This is a genomic window from Streptomyces sp. NPDC040410 (genome assembly GCF_055595715.1).
Window position 1 is genome coordinate 123,821 of record NZ_JBVIVK010000019.1, and the last position, 16,599, is coordinate 140,419.

The 16,599-nt window shown below is 69.5% G+C and carries 12 protein-coding genes and 1 pseudogene; 9 read left to right on the forward strand and 4 right to left on the reverse strand.

The genetic code is table 11. The features are described 5' to 3' along the window. Both ACZ562_RS30590 and ACZ562_RS30595 read right to left on the reverse strand, forming a co-directional pair. Window positions 1-2,904 (reverse strand): MinD/ParA family ATP-binding protein (locus ACZ562_RS30590; protein WP_471185689.1); only part of this gene is annotated, 2,904 nt, incomplete at its 3' end. A gap of 674 nt (window positions 2,905-3,578) precedes the next feature. Next, window positions 3,579-3,732 (reverse strand): annotated as a pseudogene (locus ACZ562_RS30595) (SCO5717 family growth-regulating ATPase); the annotation flags it as partial. A 440-nt stretch (window positions 3,733-4,172) separates the two neighbouring features. Here ACZ562_RS30595 and ACZ562_RS30600 point away from each other — a divergent pair. Further along, entirely contained in the window at window positions 4,173-5,675 is a 1,503-nt protein-coding gene (locus ACZ562_RS30600; protein ID WP_471185644.1) for an outer membrane protein assembly factor BamB family protein, read from the forward strand. A gap of 52 nt (window positions 5,676-5,727) precedes the next feature. On the opposite strand, the gene ACZ562_RS30605 is transcribed toward ACZ562_RS30600, so the two are convergent. Then, the gene (locus ACZ562_RS30605; protein ID WP_471185647.1) at window positions 5,728-6,021 is read right to left on the reverse strand and encodes a DUF397 domain-containing protein; all 294 of its coding nucleotides are present in this window, start codon (window positions 6,019-6,021) and stop codon (window positions 5,728-5,730) included. 277 nt (window positions 6,022-6,298) lie between these two features. On the opposite strand from ACZ562_RS30605, the gene rpsO reads away from it, so the two are divergent. The 5 genes from rpsO (at window position 6,299) to ACZ562_RS30630 (ending at window position 11,745) form a co-directional block, all read left to right on the forward strand. Beyond that, window positions 6,299-6,586, forward strand: coding sequence for a 30S ribosomal protein S15 (rpsO, locus tag ACZ562_RS30610; RefSeq protein ID WP_003993372.1), 288 nt, complete (start codon window positions 6,299-6,301; stop codon window positions 6,584-6,586). A gap of 325 nt (window positions 6,587-6,911) precedes the next feature. Next, on the forward strand, window positions 6,912-9,128 hold the full coding sequence (locus ACZ562_RS30615) for a polyribonucleotide nucleotidyltransferase (protein WP_471185650.1): 2,217 nt from the start codon (window positions 6,912-6,914) through the stop codon (window positions 9,126-9,128). After that, the gene (locus ACZ562_RS30620; protein WP_471185653.1) at window positions 9,125-10,504 is read left to right on the forward strand and encodes a M16 family metallopeptidase; all 1,380 of its coding nucleotides are present in this window, start codon (window positions 9,125-9,127) and stop codon (window positions 10,502-10,504) included. The genes ACZ562_RS30615 and ACZ562_RS30620 overlap by 4 nt, the downstream gene beginning before the upstream one ends. A 33-nt stretch (window positions 10,505-10,537) precedes the next feature. After that, on the forward strand, window positions 10,538-11,290 hold the full coding sequence (dapB, locus tag ACZ562_RS30625; RefSeq protein ID WP_471185656.1) for a 4-hydroxy-tetrahydrodipicolinate reductase: 753 nt from the start codon (window positions 10,538-10,540) through the stop codon (window positions 11,288-11,290). An 11-nt stretch (window positions 11,291-11,301) separates the two neighbouring features. Next, the gene (locus ACZ562_RS30630; protein ID WP_471185658.1) at window positions 11,302-11,745 is read left to right on the forward strand and encodes a hypothetical protein; all 444 of its coding nucleotides are present in this window, start codon (window positions 11,302-11,304) and stop codon (window positions 11,743-11,745) included. A 77-nt stretch (window positions 11,746-11,822) separates the two neighbouring features. Here the strand turns inward: ACZ562_RS30630 and ACZ562_RS30635 are convergent, their stop codons facing one another. After that, on the reverse strand, window positions 11,823-12,377 hold the full coding sequence (locus ACZ562_RS30635) for a hypothetical protein (RefSeq protein WP_471185661.1): 555 nt from the start codon (window positions 12,375-12,377) through the stop codon (window positions 11,823-11,825). A gap of 248 nt (window positions 12,378-12,625) precedes the next feature. On the opposite strand from ACZ562_RS30635, the gene thyX reads away from it, so the two are divergent. The 3 genes from thyX (at window position 12,626) to ACZ562_RS30650 (ending at window position 16,313) form a co-directional block, all read left to right on the forward strand. Continuing rightward, the gene (thyX, locus tag ACZ562_RS30640; protein WP_471185663.1) at window positions 12,626-13,366 is read left to right on the forward strand and encodes an FAD-dependent thymidylate synthase; all 741 of its coding nucleotides are present in this window, start codon (window positions 12,626-12,628) and stop codon (window positions 13,364-13,366) included. A 207-nt stretch (window positions 13,367-13,573) separates the two neighbouring features. After that, window positions 13,574-14,473, forward strand: a complete 900-nt coding sequence (dapA, locus tag ACZ562_RS30645; protein WP_471185666.1) for a 4-hydroxy-tetrahydrodipicolinate synthase — start codon at window positions 13,574-13,576, stop codon at window positions 14,471-14,473. A 154-nt stretch (window positions 14,474-14,627) separates the two neighbouring features. Next, window positions 14,628-16,313 carry a ribonuclease J gene (locus tag ACZ562_RS30650; protein ID WP_471185668.1) on the forward strand — a complete coding sequence of 562 codons (1,686 nt, stop codon included), beginning with the start codon at window positions 14,628-14,630 and terminating at the stop codon, window positions 16,311-16,313. Window positions 16,314-16,599: the final 286 nt, after the last annotated feature.

The following is a 16,599-nucleotide window of genomic DNA, read 5'->3' on the forward strand; positions in this document are numbered from 1 at the left end:
TGCCGGCTGCTGCGAGTAGGGCTGGCCGGGCTGCGAGTAGGGCTGGCCCGGCTGGGTGTACGGCTGACCAGGCTGGGGCTGCTGCGGGTACGGGCCTGGCTGGCCGGGCACCTGCTGCCCGGGGGTCGGCTGGGCCGGGATCTGCTGTCCGGGGACCGGCTGGCCCGGAATTGGCTGGCCGGGCATCGGCGGCGCGGCCACCGGGGGCGGGTTGCCGTCACTCGTCCACAGGCCGTGCGACTGCTGGTGGCGGACGAAGTCCTCCGCGACCATCGCCGCGAGGTTGAAGTACGACTCCCGCACCTTCGGCCGCATCATGTCGAGATCGACCTCGGCGCCCGCGGCCAGGTGCTCGTCGAACGGCACGACCACCACGCCGCGGCAGCGCGTCTCGAAGTGGCTGACGATGTCATCCACCTTGATCATCTTTCCGGTCTCGCGCACACCGGAGATGACGGTGATCGACCGCGACACGAGGTCGGCGTACCCGTGCGCGGACAGCCAGTCCAGCGTCGTGCTGGCGCTGCTCGCACCGTCCACGGACGGCGTCGAGATGATGATGAGCTGGTCGGCGAGGTCGAGTACGCCACGCATGGCGCTGTAGAGCAGACCGGTACCCGAGTCGGTGAGAATGATCGGGTACTGCTGGCCGAGCACACCGATGGCCCGCCGGTAGTCCTCGTCGTTGAAGGTCGTGGACACGGCCGGGTCGACGTCGTTGGCGATGATCTCGAGGCCCGACGGCGCCTGGGAGGTGAACCGCCGGATGTCCATGTACGAGTTGAGGTACGGGATCGCCTGAACGAGGTCGCGGATGGTGGCGCCGGTCTCGCGGCGCACGCGGCGGCCGAGCGTACCGGCGTCCGGGTTGGCGTCGATCGCGAGGATCTTGTCCTGCCGCTCCGTGGCGAGCGTGGAGCCGAGAGCCGTGGTCGTGGTCGTCTTGCCCACACCGCCCTTGAGACTGATGACGGCGATGCGGTAGCAGGACAGCACCGGCGTCCGGATCAGATCGAGCTTCCGCTGCCGCTCGGCCTCCTCCTTCTTCCCGCCGATCTTGAACCGCGAGGGCGCGGCAGCCGGCCGCCCGCTCTTCGCCTTCTGCTTCTTGTTGTTGAGCAGCCGGTCGGAGGACAGCTCGACGGCGGCGGTGTAACCGAGAGGCGCGGCACCGGGATTGGTCATCTGCCGCTGGTCGTGCTGGATGGGCTGCGGCCAGGCGGCACCGGCCCGGGGGTCAACGGGTGGCTGGGGCTGAGCCTCCGGCTGTGCCCCCGCAGGCTGCTGTGCATGCCCTTGCGGGAAGCCGTAGCCGCCGGGCTGGGCTGTCGCGGCAGCGCCGGGCTGGGGGAAGCCGTAGCCGCCCGGTGCGCCGGTGTCGGCCGGCGGGTGGGGGGCCGAAGGGGCGGGCGCTGCTTGGGCGTTCGGGGAGGCGGTGGGCGCGGCATTGGGTGCGCCGGGCTGGGGGAAGCCGTAACCGCCGGGCTGGGCTGTCGCGGCAGCGCCGGGCTGGGGGAAGCCGTAGCCGCCCTGAGCGTTGGGCCCGGGGGTGGGTGCGCCGCCCGGGTGCGGGAAGCCGTAGCCGTCCTGCGGGTTGGGCGCCGGAGCGGGCGTCCCGCCCGGCTGCTGGGCCGGAGGCTGCTGCGCTGTGCCGGGCTGCGGGAAACCGGGGCCTGGCTGCGGCGCGGCCGGGGCGGGTGCCGGGGCCGACGGGGTGGGCGCGGCCGGCGGGTTCCAGGCGGCGGGCGCGGGCTGTGGCGCCTGGGGCTGGAAGGCAGGCTGCTGCGGCGGCACGGGCGGCTGCCCCTGAGCTGCTGTCGGCTGCGCCTGAGGAGGCGTCGCCGGTTCGGCATGCTGCGGCTGCGCGGGCCACTCGGCCGCCGATGCGGGCGCGGCGGGCTGGTACGACGGCGGCAACGGCGGCAGCCCGCCCTGCGGTGCCGGCGGGTGGGCCCATGCGGCGGCCCCGCCCTGCGGTGCCGGCGGGTGGGCCCAGGCGGCGGGCGGCGTGTCCTGAGGCGTGTCGGCCGTAGGCGGTACGGCGTCCTGGGAAGCGATGCTGTCCTCGGGGCCGGCGTCCGCGGGTTCGGCGTCCGCGGGAACAGCGGCCTCGGGCTCGGTGATTGCCGGTACCGCGTCCGCAGGCTCGTGGACCGTGTGAACGGCGTCCTGAGGCGCGGCCCAGTCGGACTCGGCTTCGTCGGCCTCCGCCTCAGGGTCGGCCTCGGACTGCGCGTCCGCCTCCACCGAGTCGACCTCCACCGAGTCGTCATCCGAGTCGACCTCCACCGAGTCGACCTCATCCGAGTCGAACGGATACGAGTCGGCCTGGTCCGAGTCGACCTGCCGGACGTCACTCGATCCGGACCCGGCCTGCTCCGAGACGGCCAGGTACGAATCGACCTCGTCCACACCGGACTTGTCCGAGTCGGCCTCGCCCGAGTCGGTCTCGTCAGAACCGAGCGCGTCTGAACCGGCCTCGTCCGAGTCGTCCGGTTCCGATGCGGCCTCCCCGACTTCGGTCACCGAAGGCTCTGCGGCGTCGGCGTCGGCGTCCGCGTCGGGCTCTGGGCCGGCAACCGCAACGTCGTCGTCCGTCCCGGAGGAAACGTCGTCGTCAACGCCATCGGACGAATCGGCAGGGACGATCTCCGCGTCCGCCTCCGGCGCAGCAACATCCCCGTTGCCGTCGGCGTCGCCATCGCTCTCACCGTCACCGCGCTGAGACTCAACGGTCGCTGCCCGCTCCGCGATCTCCCGCTTCAGTGCCGCGGCGGAGAACCGCATGGTGGCGCCGCTCTCCAGGTCACCGTTCCCGCCTTCCGGTTCCTCGGTAGCCGGAGAAGCCGGTGCAACCGTCGGGGCCGGGGCGTTCCACTGCCGCTGGAGACCGTCAACAGGCATGTTCGGTACGGCCGTAGGCGACGCCGGATTCGCGGTGGGTGCCTCGACCCGCTCCTCCGGCCGCTGCCCCTGGGGCTCGAACCCGCTCCCCACCGGAAGCCTGGGCACGGCGACCGGACCACCGGCCGGAGGGCCAGGCGGAGCGAACGGAGCCCCCGGCGCCGGCGGGGCAGGCGGCGTGAAAGGCGCCCCAGGAGCCGGTGCCGGAATGGACGCCGGTCCTGTGGAGGGAAGCGAGTGGACCGGCGGAGCCAGTCCGGGCAACGGCGGAGCCGGCACCTCCGACGAAGACGGAGAATCCGGCGTGAAGGACGGAGAACCCGATGCGAAAGAAGGGGAACCGGGCGTGAAAGAGGCAGGCCCCACGGCCCCGTTGCCCCCCGCCCCACTCACTCCTTGACCCGAAGCCCCTGCCCCGGCCCCGGAAACCCCCAAGCCCGAGCCCGAGTCCGAACCCCAACTCGAAGTGCCTGCCCCCGACCCCGAAGTCCCCGCTCCCGACCCCGAAGTCCCCGCTCCCGACCCCGAAGTCCCCGCTCCCGACCCCGAAGTCCCCGCTCCCGATCCGGAAGCCCCTGCTCCCGATCCGGAAGCCCCTGCCCCCGATCCGGAAGCCCCTGCCCCCGATCCGGAAGCCCCTGCCCCCGAACCCGGCCCCGAATCCGACGCCGAAGCCCCCGAACCCCCCGACGCGTTCTGCGTGTACCAGGCAGGCGGCGCGTAGTCGATGGTGAACTCGCCCGTCGTCTCGACGGCGGACTCCGCGTCGGTCTGGTCATCGCCGGGTGTGGCCCAGCCCCCGCGGTTCCCGTCCCGATCGCTGCTCACAGTTCCTCCTGGTGTGGTCGAGCACCCTCATGCCGTGCTGGGGCGACCATTTGCTTGTCGTCCGTAGTCGTCCGTAGTCGTTCGAGGTCGTCCGATCCGCCGGCCCTCCCCCTGGGGGCTCCGGCACCCGGTCCACGGGTCCGGCGTCGCGCCCGGTCCCAGCCTAATCACCACAAGCCCCACCTCGGCAGGCCCGCCCACCCCTCAGCGTCCGTCCACTGCGTCACAACCTGCCCAGAAGGGGCGTACACAGCTCTCTCATCAGTGAACAAACAGGTCGGAAGCCGAAACAGGCCAACCACAAGCACCCTGGAAGCCCCTCTCTTCCAAGGGCGTTGAGAGAGCACCCCATCCACGCTGAGCCGCGGCCCGACGGGCATAGTTGGGGACCGATTCGAACACCCGGTTTTCGAACGCCCCACCCAGAAAGGCTCATTCGCGTGAGCTTCGGCCCACCTCCGTCGATCTACACACAATCGGCACTCTCCGCGGACCAGGCACGCAGACGACGCCGTACGAGACTGCTCGGCGCCACGGCCGTGATCGTGGCCGCAGCACTGGGCGTAGGCGGCTGGCTCATGTCGTCCGCGGGGGACGACAGTGCGCCGGCCGGCGTCAAGGCGTCCGCCCCGCAGAGCCCGGACGAGGTCCGGGAGACGGTCGAGAAGATCCCCGGTTCGCCCGAGGGCAGGCTGATGGTCGAACACGACGAGGAGAACCTCTCCAAGACCACCGACGCCAACCCCCGCTACGCGCCCGGCACCTGGGCCACCGACAAGGTCCTGGTCAAGGGCGTCGCCAACCGTCTCGAGGGCTACAACATCGCCCTCGACGCCGACGAGACGGCCTGGACCCTCAAGCTGGACGGCCACATCTGCGCGACCAGCAGGCACGTCACCGCGGACGGCCGTACCGCCGTAGTCCTGCAGACTCCGCAGCCGAAGGGATCGGAGAAGGAGGCCGCCTGCGACCAGGTGGTGTTCTTCGACCTCGACACCGGCAAGAAGCTGTGGCAGGAGAAGATGCCCGCGGCGGACTTCGCCTACGTCACGAACACCAACCTCACTCTGACGAAGGGCGTCGTCGCCGTGGCCTGGGGGCACGGCTCCGTGGCGTACGACATGAAGACCGGCAAGAAGCTCTGGCACACCACGCTGGAATCCGAGTGCCAGGACAAGGCCCTCGCCGGCGGACGCGCGCTGCTGGCGGTGCTCGGCTGTGGAGCGCTGCCCGACACCACCTACCGGGTACAGAAGCTCGATCCACGCACGGGCAAGCCCCAGTGGACGTACAAGGTCGCCAGGGGAGTCCAGACCGTGTACCTGCCCTCGTCGGATCCGCCGGTGCTCGCCGTCGCGGCGGGGGACAGCACGGTGACCGATCTGATCTCGCTCGACGGCGAGGGCAAGCACCTCACCACCATTTCCCTGAACGGCTACGACGCCAAGTGCGGCGACCGCTACTTCGGCCTGTCGTTCTTCGGCGAGTTCGAGAACTGCGACGGAGTGGTCGTGGGGCGGACCCAGGTCTTCGTCATGAGCAAGGAGAACATCGCGAGCAACGGCCAACCCGTGGACTGGATCGTGGGGTTCGACCTGGAGACGGGCAAGACGACGGGCAAGTTCGACGGACGTGAGCTGCAGAGGGTCTTTCCGCTGCGGATGAGCGGCGACGACCTGCTGATCTACCGGCGGGGAGCGGGAAGCGTCGCACCGGCGGCCGTGGTGAGCTGGAACCCGCGGACGGACAAGGAGACCCCGCTCCTCCTCTTCACGCTCCCGGAGGACGACGACGCCGTGCTCAGCGATCCGGAGCAGTCGGACATCATCGTCGAAAAGGGCCGGGTCTTCTTCTCGAAGAGGGAACTGGTCCACGGCGACAAATACCCGACCGACCCGGTGTTGATGGCCGTGGGCGTCGGGAGCGCCGGGCTGAAGCATTGACAGAACACGAGGGGGCGGTACGCGCGTACCGCCCCTCACTTGCACCATGCGCTCACTTTGAGGAGACGCCCCCGTTGTGCGGCGCCGGCTCCAGGTCGAACTCCCCGTCCCGCGCACCGAGCACGAAGGCCCGCCACTCCGCCTCCGTGTACCGCAGCACGGTGTCCGGGTCGAGCGAGGACCGCATGGCCACGGCGCCGGCCGGAAGGTAGGCGATCTCGACCCGCTCCTCGTGCTCTTCGGTGCCCGGGGCGCTCTGCCACTCGACGCCGGAGATGTCGAGCGCGTACAGCTCGTCCCTCTCCCGCTCCTTGCGCGCCTTGATCTCCTCTTCCGTCTCCGCCATGCCGCAGCGACACCCCTTCCCGACGTTCCAGACGTACGAAACGATCCGAGCGCTCACCCTAGTGGCCCTCCCCGGCTCCTCCGGGTGGTTCTGATACCGAGGTGAGAGTGCCCCTCACCTCCTGGTACCCTGTGTGACGGCCGTTTGTGTACGCACCCCCGGAGCCCACCGCTCTGGAGGCCGCGCCCAGCGGATCCCCGCCTCCCGAGTAACGGAAGCTCCCCCGAGACAAAGACCGGGGGCACTCGGTGGCCACACAAGACTACGAGGAGTACGCGTGCCGCTCGACGCCGCGACGAAGAAGCAGATCATCACCGAGTTCGGCCAGAAGGAGGGCGACACCGGCTCCCCCGAGGTCCAGGTCGCCATGCTCTCGCGCCGGATCTCGGACCTGACCGAGCACCTCAAGACCCACAAGCACGACCACCACTCCCGCCGTGGTCTGCTGATCCTGGTCGGTCAGCGCCGCCGCCTGCTGCAGTACCTTGCCAAGAAGGACATCCAGCGCTTCCGTGCGCTGGTCGACCGCCTCGGCATCCGCCGCGGTGCCGCGGGCGCCAAGTAAGACGCCGTGAAGGGAGCGGTTCCCGATCGAAGGGGGCCGCTCCCTTTGCTGTACGTGCGGACTGTTGCCACCCCTTTGTACTGTGGTAGCACAACGCAATACGCACGACACAGCGTGATGGCGCGTACCCGCACGGGTAGGGCGACATCACAAGACGAACGAGGAGAAGCGCACCTCGCCGCCGCCGGTCCTCGGTAGTGGCCCCCGGGGGAAGCAAGCCCCGGGTGCTTCGATCGAAGACCGGCCCGCACCAGACGGAGCGCTTCTCCGCAACCGTCCCCCCGCCACACGGGCGAGGCGGGACGAAGACGAGGAGAAAACGCTAGTGGAGAACGAGACCCACTACGCCGAGGCCGTCATCGACAACGGCTCCTTCGGCACCCGCACCATCCGCTTCGAGACGGGCCGCCTGGCCAAGCAGGCCGCCGGCTCCGCCGTGGCGTACCTGGACGACGACACCATGGTGCTGTCGGCCACCACCGCCTCCAAGAACCCCAAGGACCAGCTCGACTTCTTCCCGCTGACGGTGGACGTCGAGGAGCGGATGTACGCCGCCGGCAAGATCCCCGGCAGCTTCTTCCGCCGTGAGGGCCGTCCCTCCGAGGACGCCATCCTCACCTGCCGACTGATCGACCGCCCGCTGCGCCCGTCCTTCAAGAAGGGCCTGCGCAACGAGATCCAGGTCGTCGCCACGATCATGGCGCTCAACCCGGACCACCTGTACGACGTCGTGGCGATCAACGCCGCCTCCGCGTCCACGCAGCTGGCCGGTCTGCCCTTCTCCGGCCCGATCGGCGGCGTCCGCGTCGCGCTGATCAACGGCCAGTGGGTGGCGTTCCCGACGCACACCGAGCTCGAGGACGCCGTTTTCGACATGGTCGTCGCCGGTCGCGTCCTGGAGGACGGCGACGTCGCGATCATGATGGTCGAGGCCGAGGCCACCGAGAAGACCATCCAGCTGGTCAAGGGCGGCGCCGAGGCGCCGACCGAGGAGGTCGTCGCCGCCGGTCTGGACGCCGCGAAGCCCTTCATCAAGGTGCTCTGCAAGGCCCAGGCCGACCTCGCCGCGAAGGCCGCCAAGCCGACCGGCGAGTTCCCGGTCTTCCTCGACTACCAGGACGACGTCCTGGAGGCGCTCACGGCCGCCGTCCGCCCCGAGCTCGCCCAGGCGCTCACCATCGCCGGCAAGCAGGAGCGCGAGTCCGAGCTGGACCGCGTCAAGGCGCTTGCCGCCGAGAAGCTCCTGCCGGAGTTCGAGGGCCGCGAGAAGGAGATCTCCGCCGCGTACCGCTCGCTCACCAAGCAGCTGGTCCGTGAGCGCGTGATCAAGGAGAAGACGCGCATCGACGGCCGTGGGGTGACGGACATCCGTACCCTCGCCGCCGAGGTCGAGGCCATCCCGCGGGTTCACGGTTCGGCGCTGTTCGAGCGTGGCGAGACCCAGATCCTGGGCGTCACCACCCTGAACATGCTCCGCATGGAGCAGCAGCTGGACACCCTCTCCCCGGTGACCCGCAAGCGCTACATGCACAACTACAACTTCCCGCCGTACTCCGTCGGCGAGACCGGCCGCGTCGGCTCCCCGAAGCGCCGTGAGATCGGCCATGGCGCCCTCGCCGAGCGCGCCATCGTGCCGGTCCTGCCGACGCGCGAGGAGTTCCCGTACGCGATCCGCCAGGTGTCCGAGGCCCTCGGCTCCAACGGCTCCACGTCCATGGGCTCGGTCTGCGCCTCCACCATGTCGCTGCTGAACGCCGGTGTGCCCCTGAAGGCCCCGGTCGCCGGTATCGCCATGGGCCTGATCTCCCAGGAGATCAACGGCGAGACGCACTACGTCGCCCTCACCGACATCCTCGGTGCGGAGGACGCCTTCGGCGACATGGACTTCAAGGTCGCCGGCACCAAGGAGTTCGTGACCGCCCTCCAGCTCGACACCAAGCTGGACGGCATCCCGGCCTCCGTCCTGGCCGCCGCCCTCAAGCAGGCCCGTGACGCCCGCCTCCACATCCTCGACGTGATGATGGAAGCGATCGACACGCCGGACGAGATGTCTCCGAACGCGCCGCGGATCATCACTGTGAAGATCCCGGTCGACAAGATCGGTGAGGTCATCGGCCCCAAGGGCAAGATGATCAACCAGATCCAGGAGGACACCGGCGCCGAGATCACGATCGAGGACGACGGCACCATCTACATCGGTGCCGCCGACGGCCCGGCCGCAGAGGCCGCCCGCGCCACGATCAACGGCATCGCCAACCCGACCATGCCGGAGGTCGGCGAGCGCTACCTCGGTACGGTCGTGAAGACGACCACCTTCGGTGCGTTCGTCTCCCTGCTCCCGGGCAAGGACGGTCTGCTGCACATCTCGCAGATCCGCAAGCTGGCCGGCGGCAAGCGCGTGGAGAACGTCGAGGACGTGGTCGGCGTGGGCGCCAAGGTCCAGGTCGAGATCGCCGAGATCGACTCCCGCGGCAAGCTCTCCCTCATCCCCGTGATCGAGGGCGAAGGCGACACCGAGAAGAAGGACGACACCGACAAGTGACGTCGAGTAGCTCGACGGCGACGGCCCGCACCTCCTCGGAGGCGCGGGCCGTCGCCCGTACCCAAACCCTCATCAAGGGCATGAACGGCATCGGCACGGTCCGCAAGACGACCCTCCCGGGCGGCCTGCGCATCGTCACCGAGACCCTGCCCTCGGTCCGCTCGGCGACCTTCGGCATCTGGGCGCACGTGGGCTCCCGTGACGAGACGCCGTCCCTGAACGGCGCCACGCACTACCTCGAGCACCTGCTCTTCAAGGGCACGACGCGCAGGTCCGCCCTCGACATCTCCTCCGCGATCGACGCGGTCGGCGGCGAGATGAACGCGTTCACGGCGAAGGAGTACACGTGCTATTACGCGCGCGTGCTCGACACCGACCTGCCGCTGGCCATCGACGTCGTCTGCGACATGCTGACGGGCTCCCTCATCCTCGAGGAGGACGTCGACGTCGAGCGCGGCGCGATCCTCGAAGAGATCGCCATGACGGAGGACGACCCGGGCGACTGCGTGCACGACCTGTTCGCGCACACCATGTTCGGTGACAACCCCCTCGGCCGCCCCGTCCTCGGCACGGTCGACACCGTCAACGCCCTCACCGCGGACCGCATCCGCCGCTTCTACAAGAAGCACTACGACCCGACCCACCTCGTGGTCGCGGCCGCCGGCAACATCGACCACCACAAGGTCGTACGACAGGTCCGTGGCGCCTTCGAGAAGGCCGGCGCCTTCAAGAACCCCGGCGCCACGCCGATCGCCCCCCGCGACGGCCGCCGCGCCCTGCGCACCGCCGGCCGGGTCGAACTGGTCGGCCGCAAGACCGAGCAGGCGCATGTCGTCCTCGGCATGCCGGGCCTGGCCCGCACGGACGAGCGCCGCTGGGCCCTCGGTGTCCTCAACACGGCCCTCGGCGGCGGGATGTCGTCCCGGCTGTTCCAGGAGGTCCGCGAGAAGCGCGGCCTGGCCTACAGCGTGTACTCCTACACCTCCGGCTTCGCCGACTGCGGCCTGTTCGGCGTCTACGCCGGCTGCCGCCCGAGCCAGGTCCACGACGTGCTGAAGATCTGCCGCGACGAACTCGACCACGTAGCCGAGCACGGCCTGTCCGACGACGAGATAGAACGCGCCATCGGTCAGGTCCAGGGCTCCACGGTCCTCGGTCTTGAGGACACCGGCGCGCTGATGAACCGTATCGGCAAGAGCGAACTGTGCTGGGGCGAGCAGATGTCCGTCGACGACATGCTGGCCCGGATAGCCTCGGTCACCCCGGACGACATCCGCTCCGTCGCCCGCGACATCCTGGGCCGGCGGCCGTCGCTGTCGGTCATCGGCCCCCTCAAGGACAAGCAGGCGTCCCGTCTGCACGACGCCGTCGCCTAACAACCGTCCGTCTTCGGTAAGGAAGCAACAGAGATGAGCAAGCTGCGCGTGGCGGTCCTCGGTGCGAAGGGCCGTATCGGGTCGGAGGCCGTACGGGCCGTCGAGGCCGCCGAGGACATGGAGCTGGTGGCCGCCCTGAGCCGGGGCGACACGCTGGAGACCCTGGCCGAGACGGGCGCTCAGGTGGCCGTCGAGCTGACGACCCCCGCCTCGGTCATGGACAACCTCGACTTCTGCGTCCGCCACGGCATCCACGCGGTCGTCGGTACGACCGGCTGGACCGACGAGCGCCTCGCACAGCTGAAGAGCCGGCTCGCCCAGTCCCCTCAGACGGGCGTGCTCATCGCGCCCAACTTCTCCATCGGGGCCGTGCTGACCATGAAGTTCGCGCAGATCGCCGCGCCGTACTTCGAGTCGGTCGAGATCGTCGAACTGCACCACCCGAACAAGGTGGACGCCCCTAGCGGCACAGCGACGCGCACCGCCCAGCTCATCGCCGAAGCGCGGGCGAAGGCGGGCTCCGCCCCGGCACCGGACGCCACGGTCACCGCCCTGGACGGCGCCCGCGGCGCGAACGTCGACGGCGTCCCGGTGCACGCGGTCCGCCTGCGCGGCCTGCTCGCCCACCAGGAGGTCCTGCTCGGCGGCGAGGGCGAGACCCTGACCGTCCGCCACGACTCCCTGCACCACAGCAGCTTCATGCCGGGCATCCTGCTCGGCGTCCGCCGTGTGGTGAGCACTCCGGGCCTGACCCTCGGCCTGGAACACTTCCTCGACCTGAACTGAGCCCTGACGTCATGCGCGCGAAGCTCTCCTACGCCGTCACGGCCGCCGTCCTCGTCGTCTACTTCGTCCTGGTCGGCAGCCGCGGCGTCATGCTCATACAGTCCGGCACGCTTGTGACCGTCACCTTCGGGATCGCTGTCCTGATCCTCCCGGTGATCGGCCTGTGGTTCCTCTGGAAGAACACCCAGTTCGTCCGCAGGGCCAACGCCCTCGCCGCCGAACTCGACGCCGAGGGCGGCCTGCCCGTCGACGAGCTGAAGCGGACCCCGGGCGGCCGCATCGACCGCGACTCGGCCGACGAGGTCTTCGCCAGGCGCAAGGCCGAGACGGAGGCGGCACCCGAGGACTGGCGCAGCTGGTTCCGTCTCGCCGTCGCCTACCACGACGCCCGCGACACCCCGCGCGCCCGCAAGGCGATGCAACGGGCGATCGCCCTGCACCAAACCCCTCGGTAAGGACGTCTGGGTAGCGCTTCCTCTTCATGTGATGGGGCCAGGTCCGCGCACGTGGACCGGGCCCCATCACACGAAGGTCAGCCCCGCCGGTACTCCTCGGCCCACGCCTCGACCGAGTCCGCCGCCCGGTCGAAGGCCTCGCCGCGCGCCAGGAAGTCCGCGTTGTGCGTGGTCAGCAGCGGCGCCACGTCCTCCGCCGCACCATCCGTGCGCACGAGGAGCAGCGCCTGCCCCTGAACCGTGCGCGGCAGTCCCATCCAGCGCACCGGCTGCTGCACCGTGCGTACGGCGGCGACCCGCTCCCAGGGCACCGTGCGCGTGGCGAAGAAGCCCACGTGACGCACCCCATGGGCACTCACCCACACGCCCGCGCGCAGCAGCCGCAGGGCACCGGCGATGACGAGCAGCGCCGTGCCGAGCACAATGCCGGCCTCCGTCACCGAGCCGGTCAGCGCGATGATGACCGCCGCGCACAGCACGTACGAGGCGAGCAGCAGCAGGAGCGCGGCCACGCCCACCCGCCACGGACCGACCCGGTAGGGGCGCCGCCAGCGGTCGCGGTCGTCGAAAGGCAGCGCGGCGTCGTCCGCAACGTCGAAAGCACGGTCGGCCGTCAGGAAAGGCAGGGGCACGGCTGGTCCTCACTCAATCCACGCATGGGCTGTGCCCGGTGAGGTTATCGACCTGTGTCCCTGCTCACCACCCTTGAGGGTCCGGATGGGGTCAGCCCCCCCGGCTCAGTGCCCCTCGGACGCCTGTGAGTGCCCCAAAAGGTGCCCGGTTTCGCCAACTTCACTCGGTCACGGCAGTGAAGGTCCCGTTCGGCGGGCCGTAGAGTGGGCGCCGCCCGAGAGAAGTAATGGGAAGGACCCTCCGAGCCGTGACCGACAACCCCGCCGACGACCCCAAGCCCAGCTTCCGCAGCGACGTCACCGTCGAGCTGGTCAAGCACACCGCGTCCGACGCCGACGTGCTCTTCGCCGCCCGCGTCTCGACCGTCGGCGAGCAGTCCCTGGACGAACTGGGCAAGGACCCCGAGCGCTCCAAGGGCCTGATCAACTTCCTCATGCGCGACCGGCACGGAAGCCCGTTCGAGCACAACTCGATGACGTTCTTCATCAGCGCCCCGATCTTCGTCTTCCGCGAGTTCATGCGGCACCGCGTGGGCTGGTCGTACAACGAGGAGTCGGGCCGGTACCGGGAGCTGGAGCCGGTCTTCTACGTTCCCGACGAGTCCCGCAAGCTCGTTCAGGAGGGCCGCCCGGGCAAGTACGTCTTCGTGGAGGGCACCCGGGCCCAGCAGGAGCTGGTCGGCCGTGTCATGGAGGACTCGTACCGGCACGCGTACGAGGCCTACCGGGAGATGCTCGCCGCCGGCGTCGCCCGTGAGGTCGCCCGCGCGGTCCTCCCCGTCGGCCTGTTCTCCTCGATGTACGCCACCTGCAACGCCCGCTCGCTGATGCACTTCCTCGGCCTGCGCACCCAGCACGAAATGGCCAAGGTGCCGTCCTTCCCGCAGCGCGAGATCGAGATGGTCGGCGAGAAGATGGAGGCCGAGTGGGCCAGGCTCATGCCGCTCACCTACGCCGCCTTCAACGCGAACGGCCGTGTGGCGCCGTAACGCACGGCTGCCCGTCGGGCACTGATGTACGGGTCAGCCGTGCGAAGTGTCCGTATTGCGGCATTTAGAGAAGTTCATCTAGCCTGATCAAACGGACCCGGCACTGCTTGAACCCCCGAGCAGGCAGTGCCGGGTTCCACCTTTGTCGCGACTTGTCGCCTGCCCCGAGGGAAGACCACGCCTTGAGCAGCGAGTAGCGTGTTACCCATGGCTCCGACCTCCACTCCGCAGACCCCCTTCGGGCGGGTCCTCACCGCCATGGTCACGCCCTTCACGGCGGACGGCGCACTCGACCTCGACGGCGCACAGCGGCTCGCAACCCATCTGGTGGACGCAGGCAACGACGGCCTGATCATCAACGGCACCACCGGCGAGTCCCCCACCACCAGCGACGCGGAGAAATCGGATCTCGTACGAGCCGTCCTGGAAGCCGTCGGCGACCGTGCCCACGTCGTCGCAGGCGTCGGCACCAACGACACCCACCACAGCATCGAGCTCGCCCGCGCGGCGGAGCAGGTGGGCGCGCACGGCCTCCTGGTCGTCACCCCGTACTACAACAAGCCCCCGCAGGAAGGCCTGTACCGGCACTTCACGGCCGTCGCCGACGCCGCCGAGCTGCCGGTCATGCTGTACGACATCCCCGGCCGCAGCGGCGTCCCGATCAACACCGAGACGCTCGTCCGCCTCGCCGAGCACCCGCGCATCCTCGCCAACAAGGACGCCAAGGGCGACCTCGGCCGCGCCAGCTGGGCCATCGCCCGCTCCGGCCTCGCCTGGTACTCCGGCGACGACATGCTGAACCTGCCCCTGCTCTCCGTGGGCGCGGTCGGCTTCGTCTCGGTCGTCGGCCACGTGGTCACCCCCGAGCTGCGAGCCCTGGTCGAGGCGTACGTCGCCGGTGACGTCCAGAAGGCGACCGAGATCCACCAGCAGCTGCTCCCGGTCTACACCGGCATGTTCCGCACCCAGGGCGTCATGACCACCAAGGCGGCGCTCGCCCTCCAGGGCCTGCCCGCCGGGCCGCTGCGCGCGCCCATGGTGGAGCTCGCGCCCGAAGAGATCGAGCAGCTCAAGATCGATCTTGCCGCCGGCGGGGTACAGCTCTGACACCAGACTTCGCGCGGCCGGTCGCGCAACCAGGCTTCACAACTGAATAAGCAGGCCACCGGTGCCTGCGCAGACAACGACAACTGCTTCTGCACGAACGTCACGCGCGCCACGTGCCCTACCGGTACGTGGCGTGCGTGGTGAGGAGAGTCTTTTGAGTCATCCGCATCCTGAACTGGCCCCGCCCCCGCCGCTCCCCGAAGGCGGCCTCCGGGTCACCCCGCTCGGCGGCCTCGGTGAGATCGGCCGAAACATGACGGTCTTCGAGTACGGCGGCCGTCTCCTGATCGTCGACTGCGGCGTGCTCTTCCCCGAGGAGGAGCAGCCCGGAATCGACCTGATCCTGCCCGACTTCTCGTCCATCAGGGACCGCCTCGACGACATCGAGGGCATCGTCCTCACCCATGGCCACGAGGACCACATCGGCGGCGTCCCCTTCCTGCTCCGCGAGAAGCCGGACATCCCGCTGATCGGCTCCAAGCTGACCCTCGCGCTCATCGAGGCCAAGCTCCAGGAGCACCGCATCCGCCCGTACACCCTCGAGGTGGCGGAGGGGAACCGCGAGCGCGTCGGCCCCTTCGACTGCGAGTTCATCGCGGTCAACCACTCCATCCCCGACGCCCTGGCGGTGGCCATCCGCACGCCCGCCGGCATGGTGGTGCACACGGGCGACTTCAAGATGGACCAGCTCCCGATGGACGGTCGCCTCACGGATCTACACGCGTTCGCACGGCTGAGCGAGGAAGGCATCGACCTGCTCCTCGCCGACTCGACGAACGCCGAGGTTCCGGGCTTCGTCCCGCCCGAGCGCGACATCTCGAACGTGCTGCGGCAGGTCTTCGCCGGCGCCAGCAAGCGAATCATCGTGGCGAGCTTCGCCAGCCACGTCCACCGCATCCAGCAGATCCTCGACGCGGCGCACGAGTACGGCCGCCGGGTCGCCTTCGTCGGCCGCTCGATGGTCCGGAACATGGGCATCGCACGCGACCTGGGCTACCTGAAGGTCCCGCCGGGCCTGGTCGTGGACGTCAAGACACTCGACGACCTGCAGGACCACGAGGTGGTCCTGGTCTGCACGGGCTCCCAGGGCGAACCGATGGCGGCCCTGTCCCGGATGGCCAACAGGGACCATCAGATCCGCATCGTCGAGGGCGACACGGTGATCCTGGCGTCGTCCCTGATCCCCGGCAACGAGAACGCGGTCTACCGCGTGATCAACGGCCTGACCCGCTGGGGCGCGAACGTCATCCACAAGGGCAACGCCAAGGTCCACGTCTCGGGCCACGCGTCCGCGGGCGAGCTGCTGTACTTCTACAACATCTGCCGCCCGAAGAACCTGATGCCGGTCCACGGCGAATGGCGCCACCTGCGCGCCAACGCCGAGCTGGGCGCCATGACCGGAGTCCCGCACGACCGCATCGTCATCGCCGAGGACGGCGTGGTCGTCGACCTCGTCGAGGGCAAGGCCAAGATCTCGGGCAAGGTCCAGGCGGGTTACGTGTACGTCGACGGCCTCTCGGTCGGTGACGTGGGCGAGCCGGCGCTGAAGGACCGCAAGATCCTGGGCGACGAGGGCATCATCTCGGTCTTCGTGGTCATCGATGCGTCGAACGGCAAGATCACAGGCGGCCCGCACGTCCAGGCCCGCGGCTCCGGCATCGAGGACTCGGCCTTCGCCGATGTCATCCCGAAGATCACCGAGGTGCTGGAGCGTACGGCCCAGGACGGCATCGTGGAGCCCCACCAGCTGCAGCAACTCGTCCGCCGCACGCTGGGCAAGTGGGTCTCGGACACGTACCGCCGCAGGCCGATGATCCTCCCGGTGGTGGTCGAGGTCTGACCTGTGTACGACTCCTCGTACGCGTGAACTCGGAGCGGGGCCCGTCGATTTGCATCGGGGAGCCCCGCTCCAGTACGTTTACGGCTCCGCCTGACGGGTACCCGGTTACTCCGGAGCACCGGATCCAGTCCCCGAGGGGGCGGGAATTCCGGCTCAGAACCTCTGATAAAGTCGGAACCGCCGGAAAGGGGAACGCGAGAGCGGGAACCTGGAAAGCGCCGAGGAAATCGGGTCGGAAAGATCTGGTAGAGTCGGAAACGCAAGACCGAAGGGAAGCGCCCGGAGG

Excerpts from the sequence above, each read along its gene's own strand:
- ACZ562_RS30605 (WP_471185647.1), bottom strand. The coding sequence starts at position 6,021 with ATGGCGGAGACGGAAGAGGAGATCAAGGCGCGCAAGGAGCGGGAGAGG.
- dapB (WP_471185656.1), top strand. The coding sequence starts at position 10,538 with ATGAGCAAGCTGCGCGTGGCGGTCCTCGGTGCGAAGGGCCGTATCGGG.
- ACZ562_RS30630 (WP_471185658.1), top strand. The coding sequence starts at position 11,302 with ATGCGCGCGAAGCTCTCCTACGCCGTCACGGCCGCCGTCCTCGTCGTC.
- dapA (WP_471185666.1), top strand. The coding sequence starts at position 13,574 with ATGGCTCCGACCTCCACTCCGCAGACCCCCTTCGGGCGGGTCCTCACC.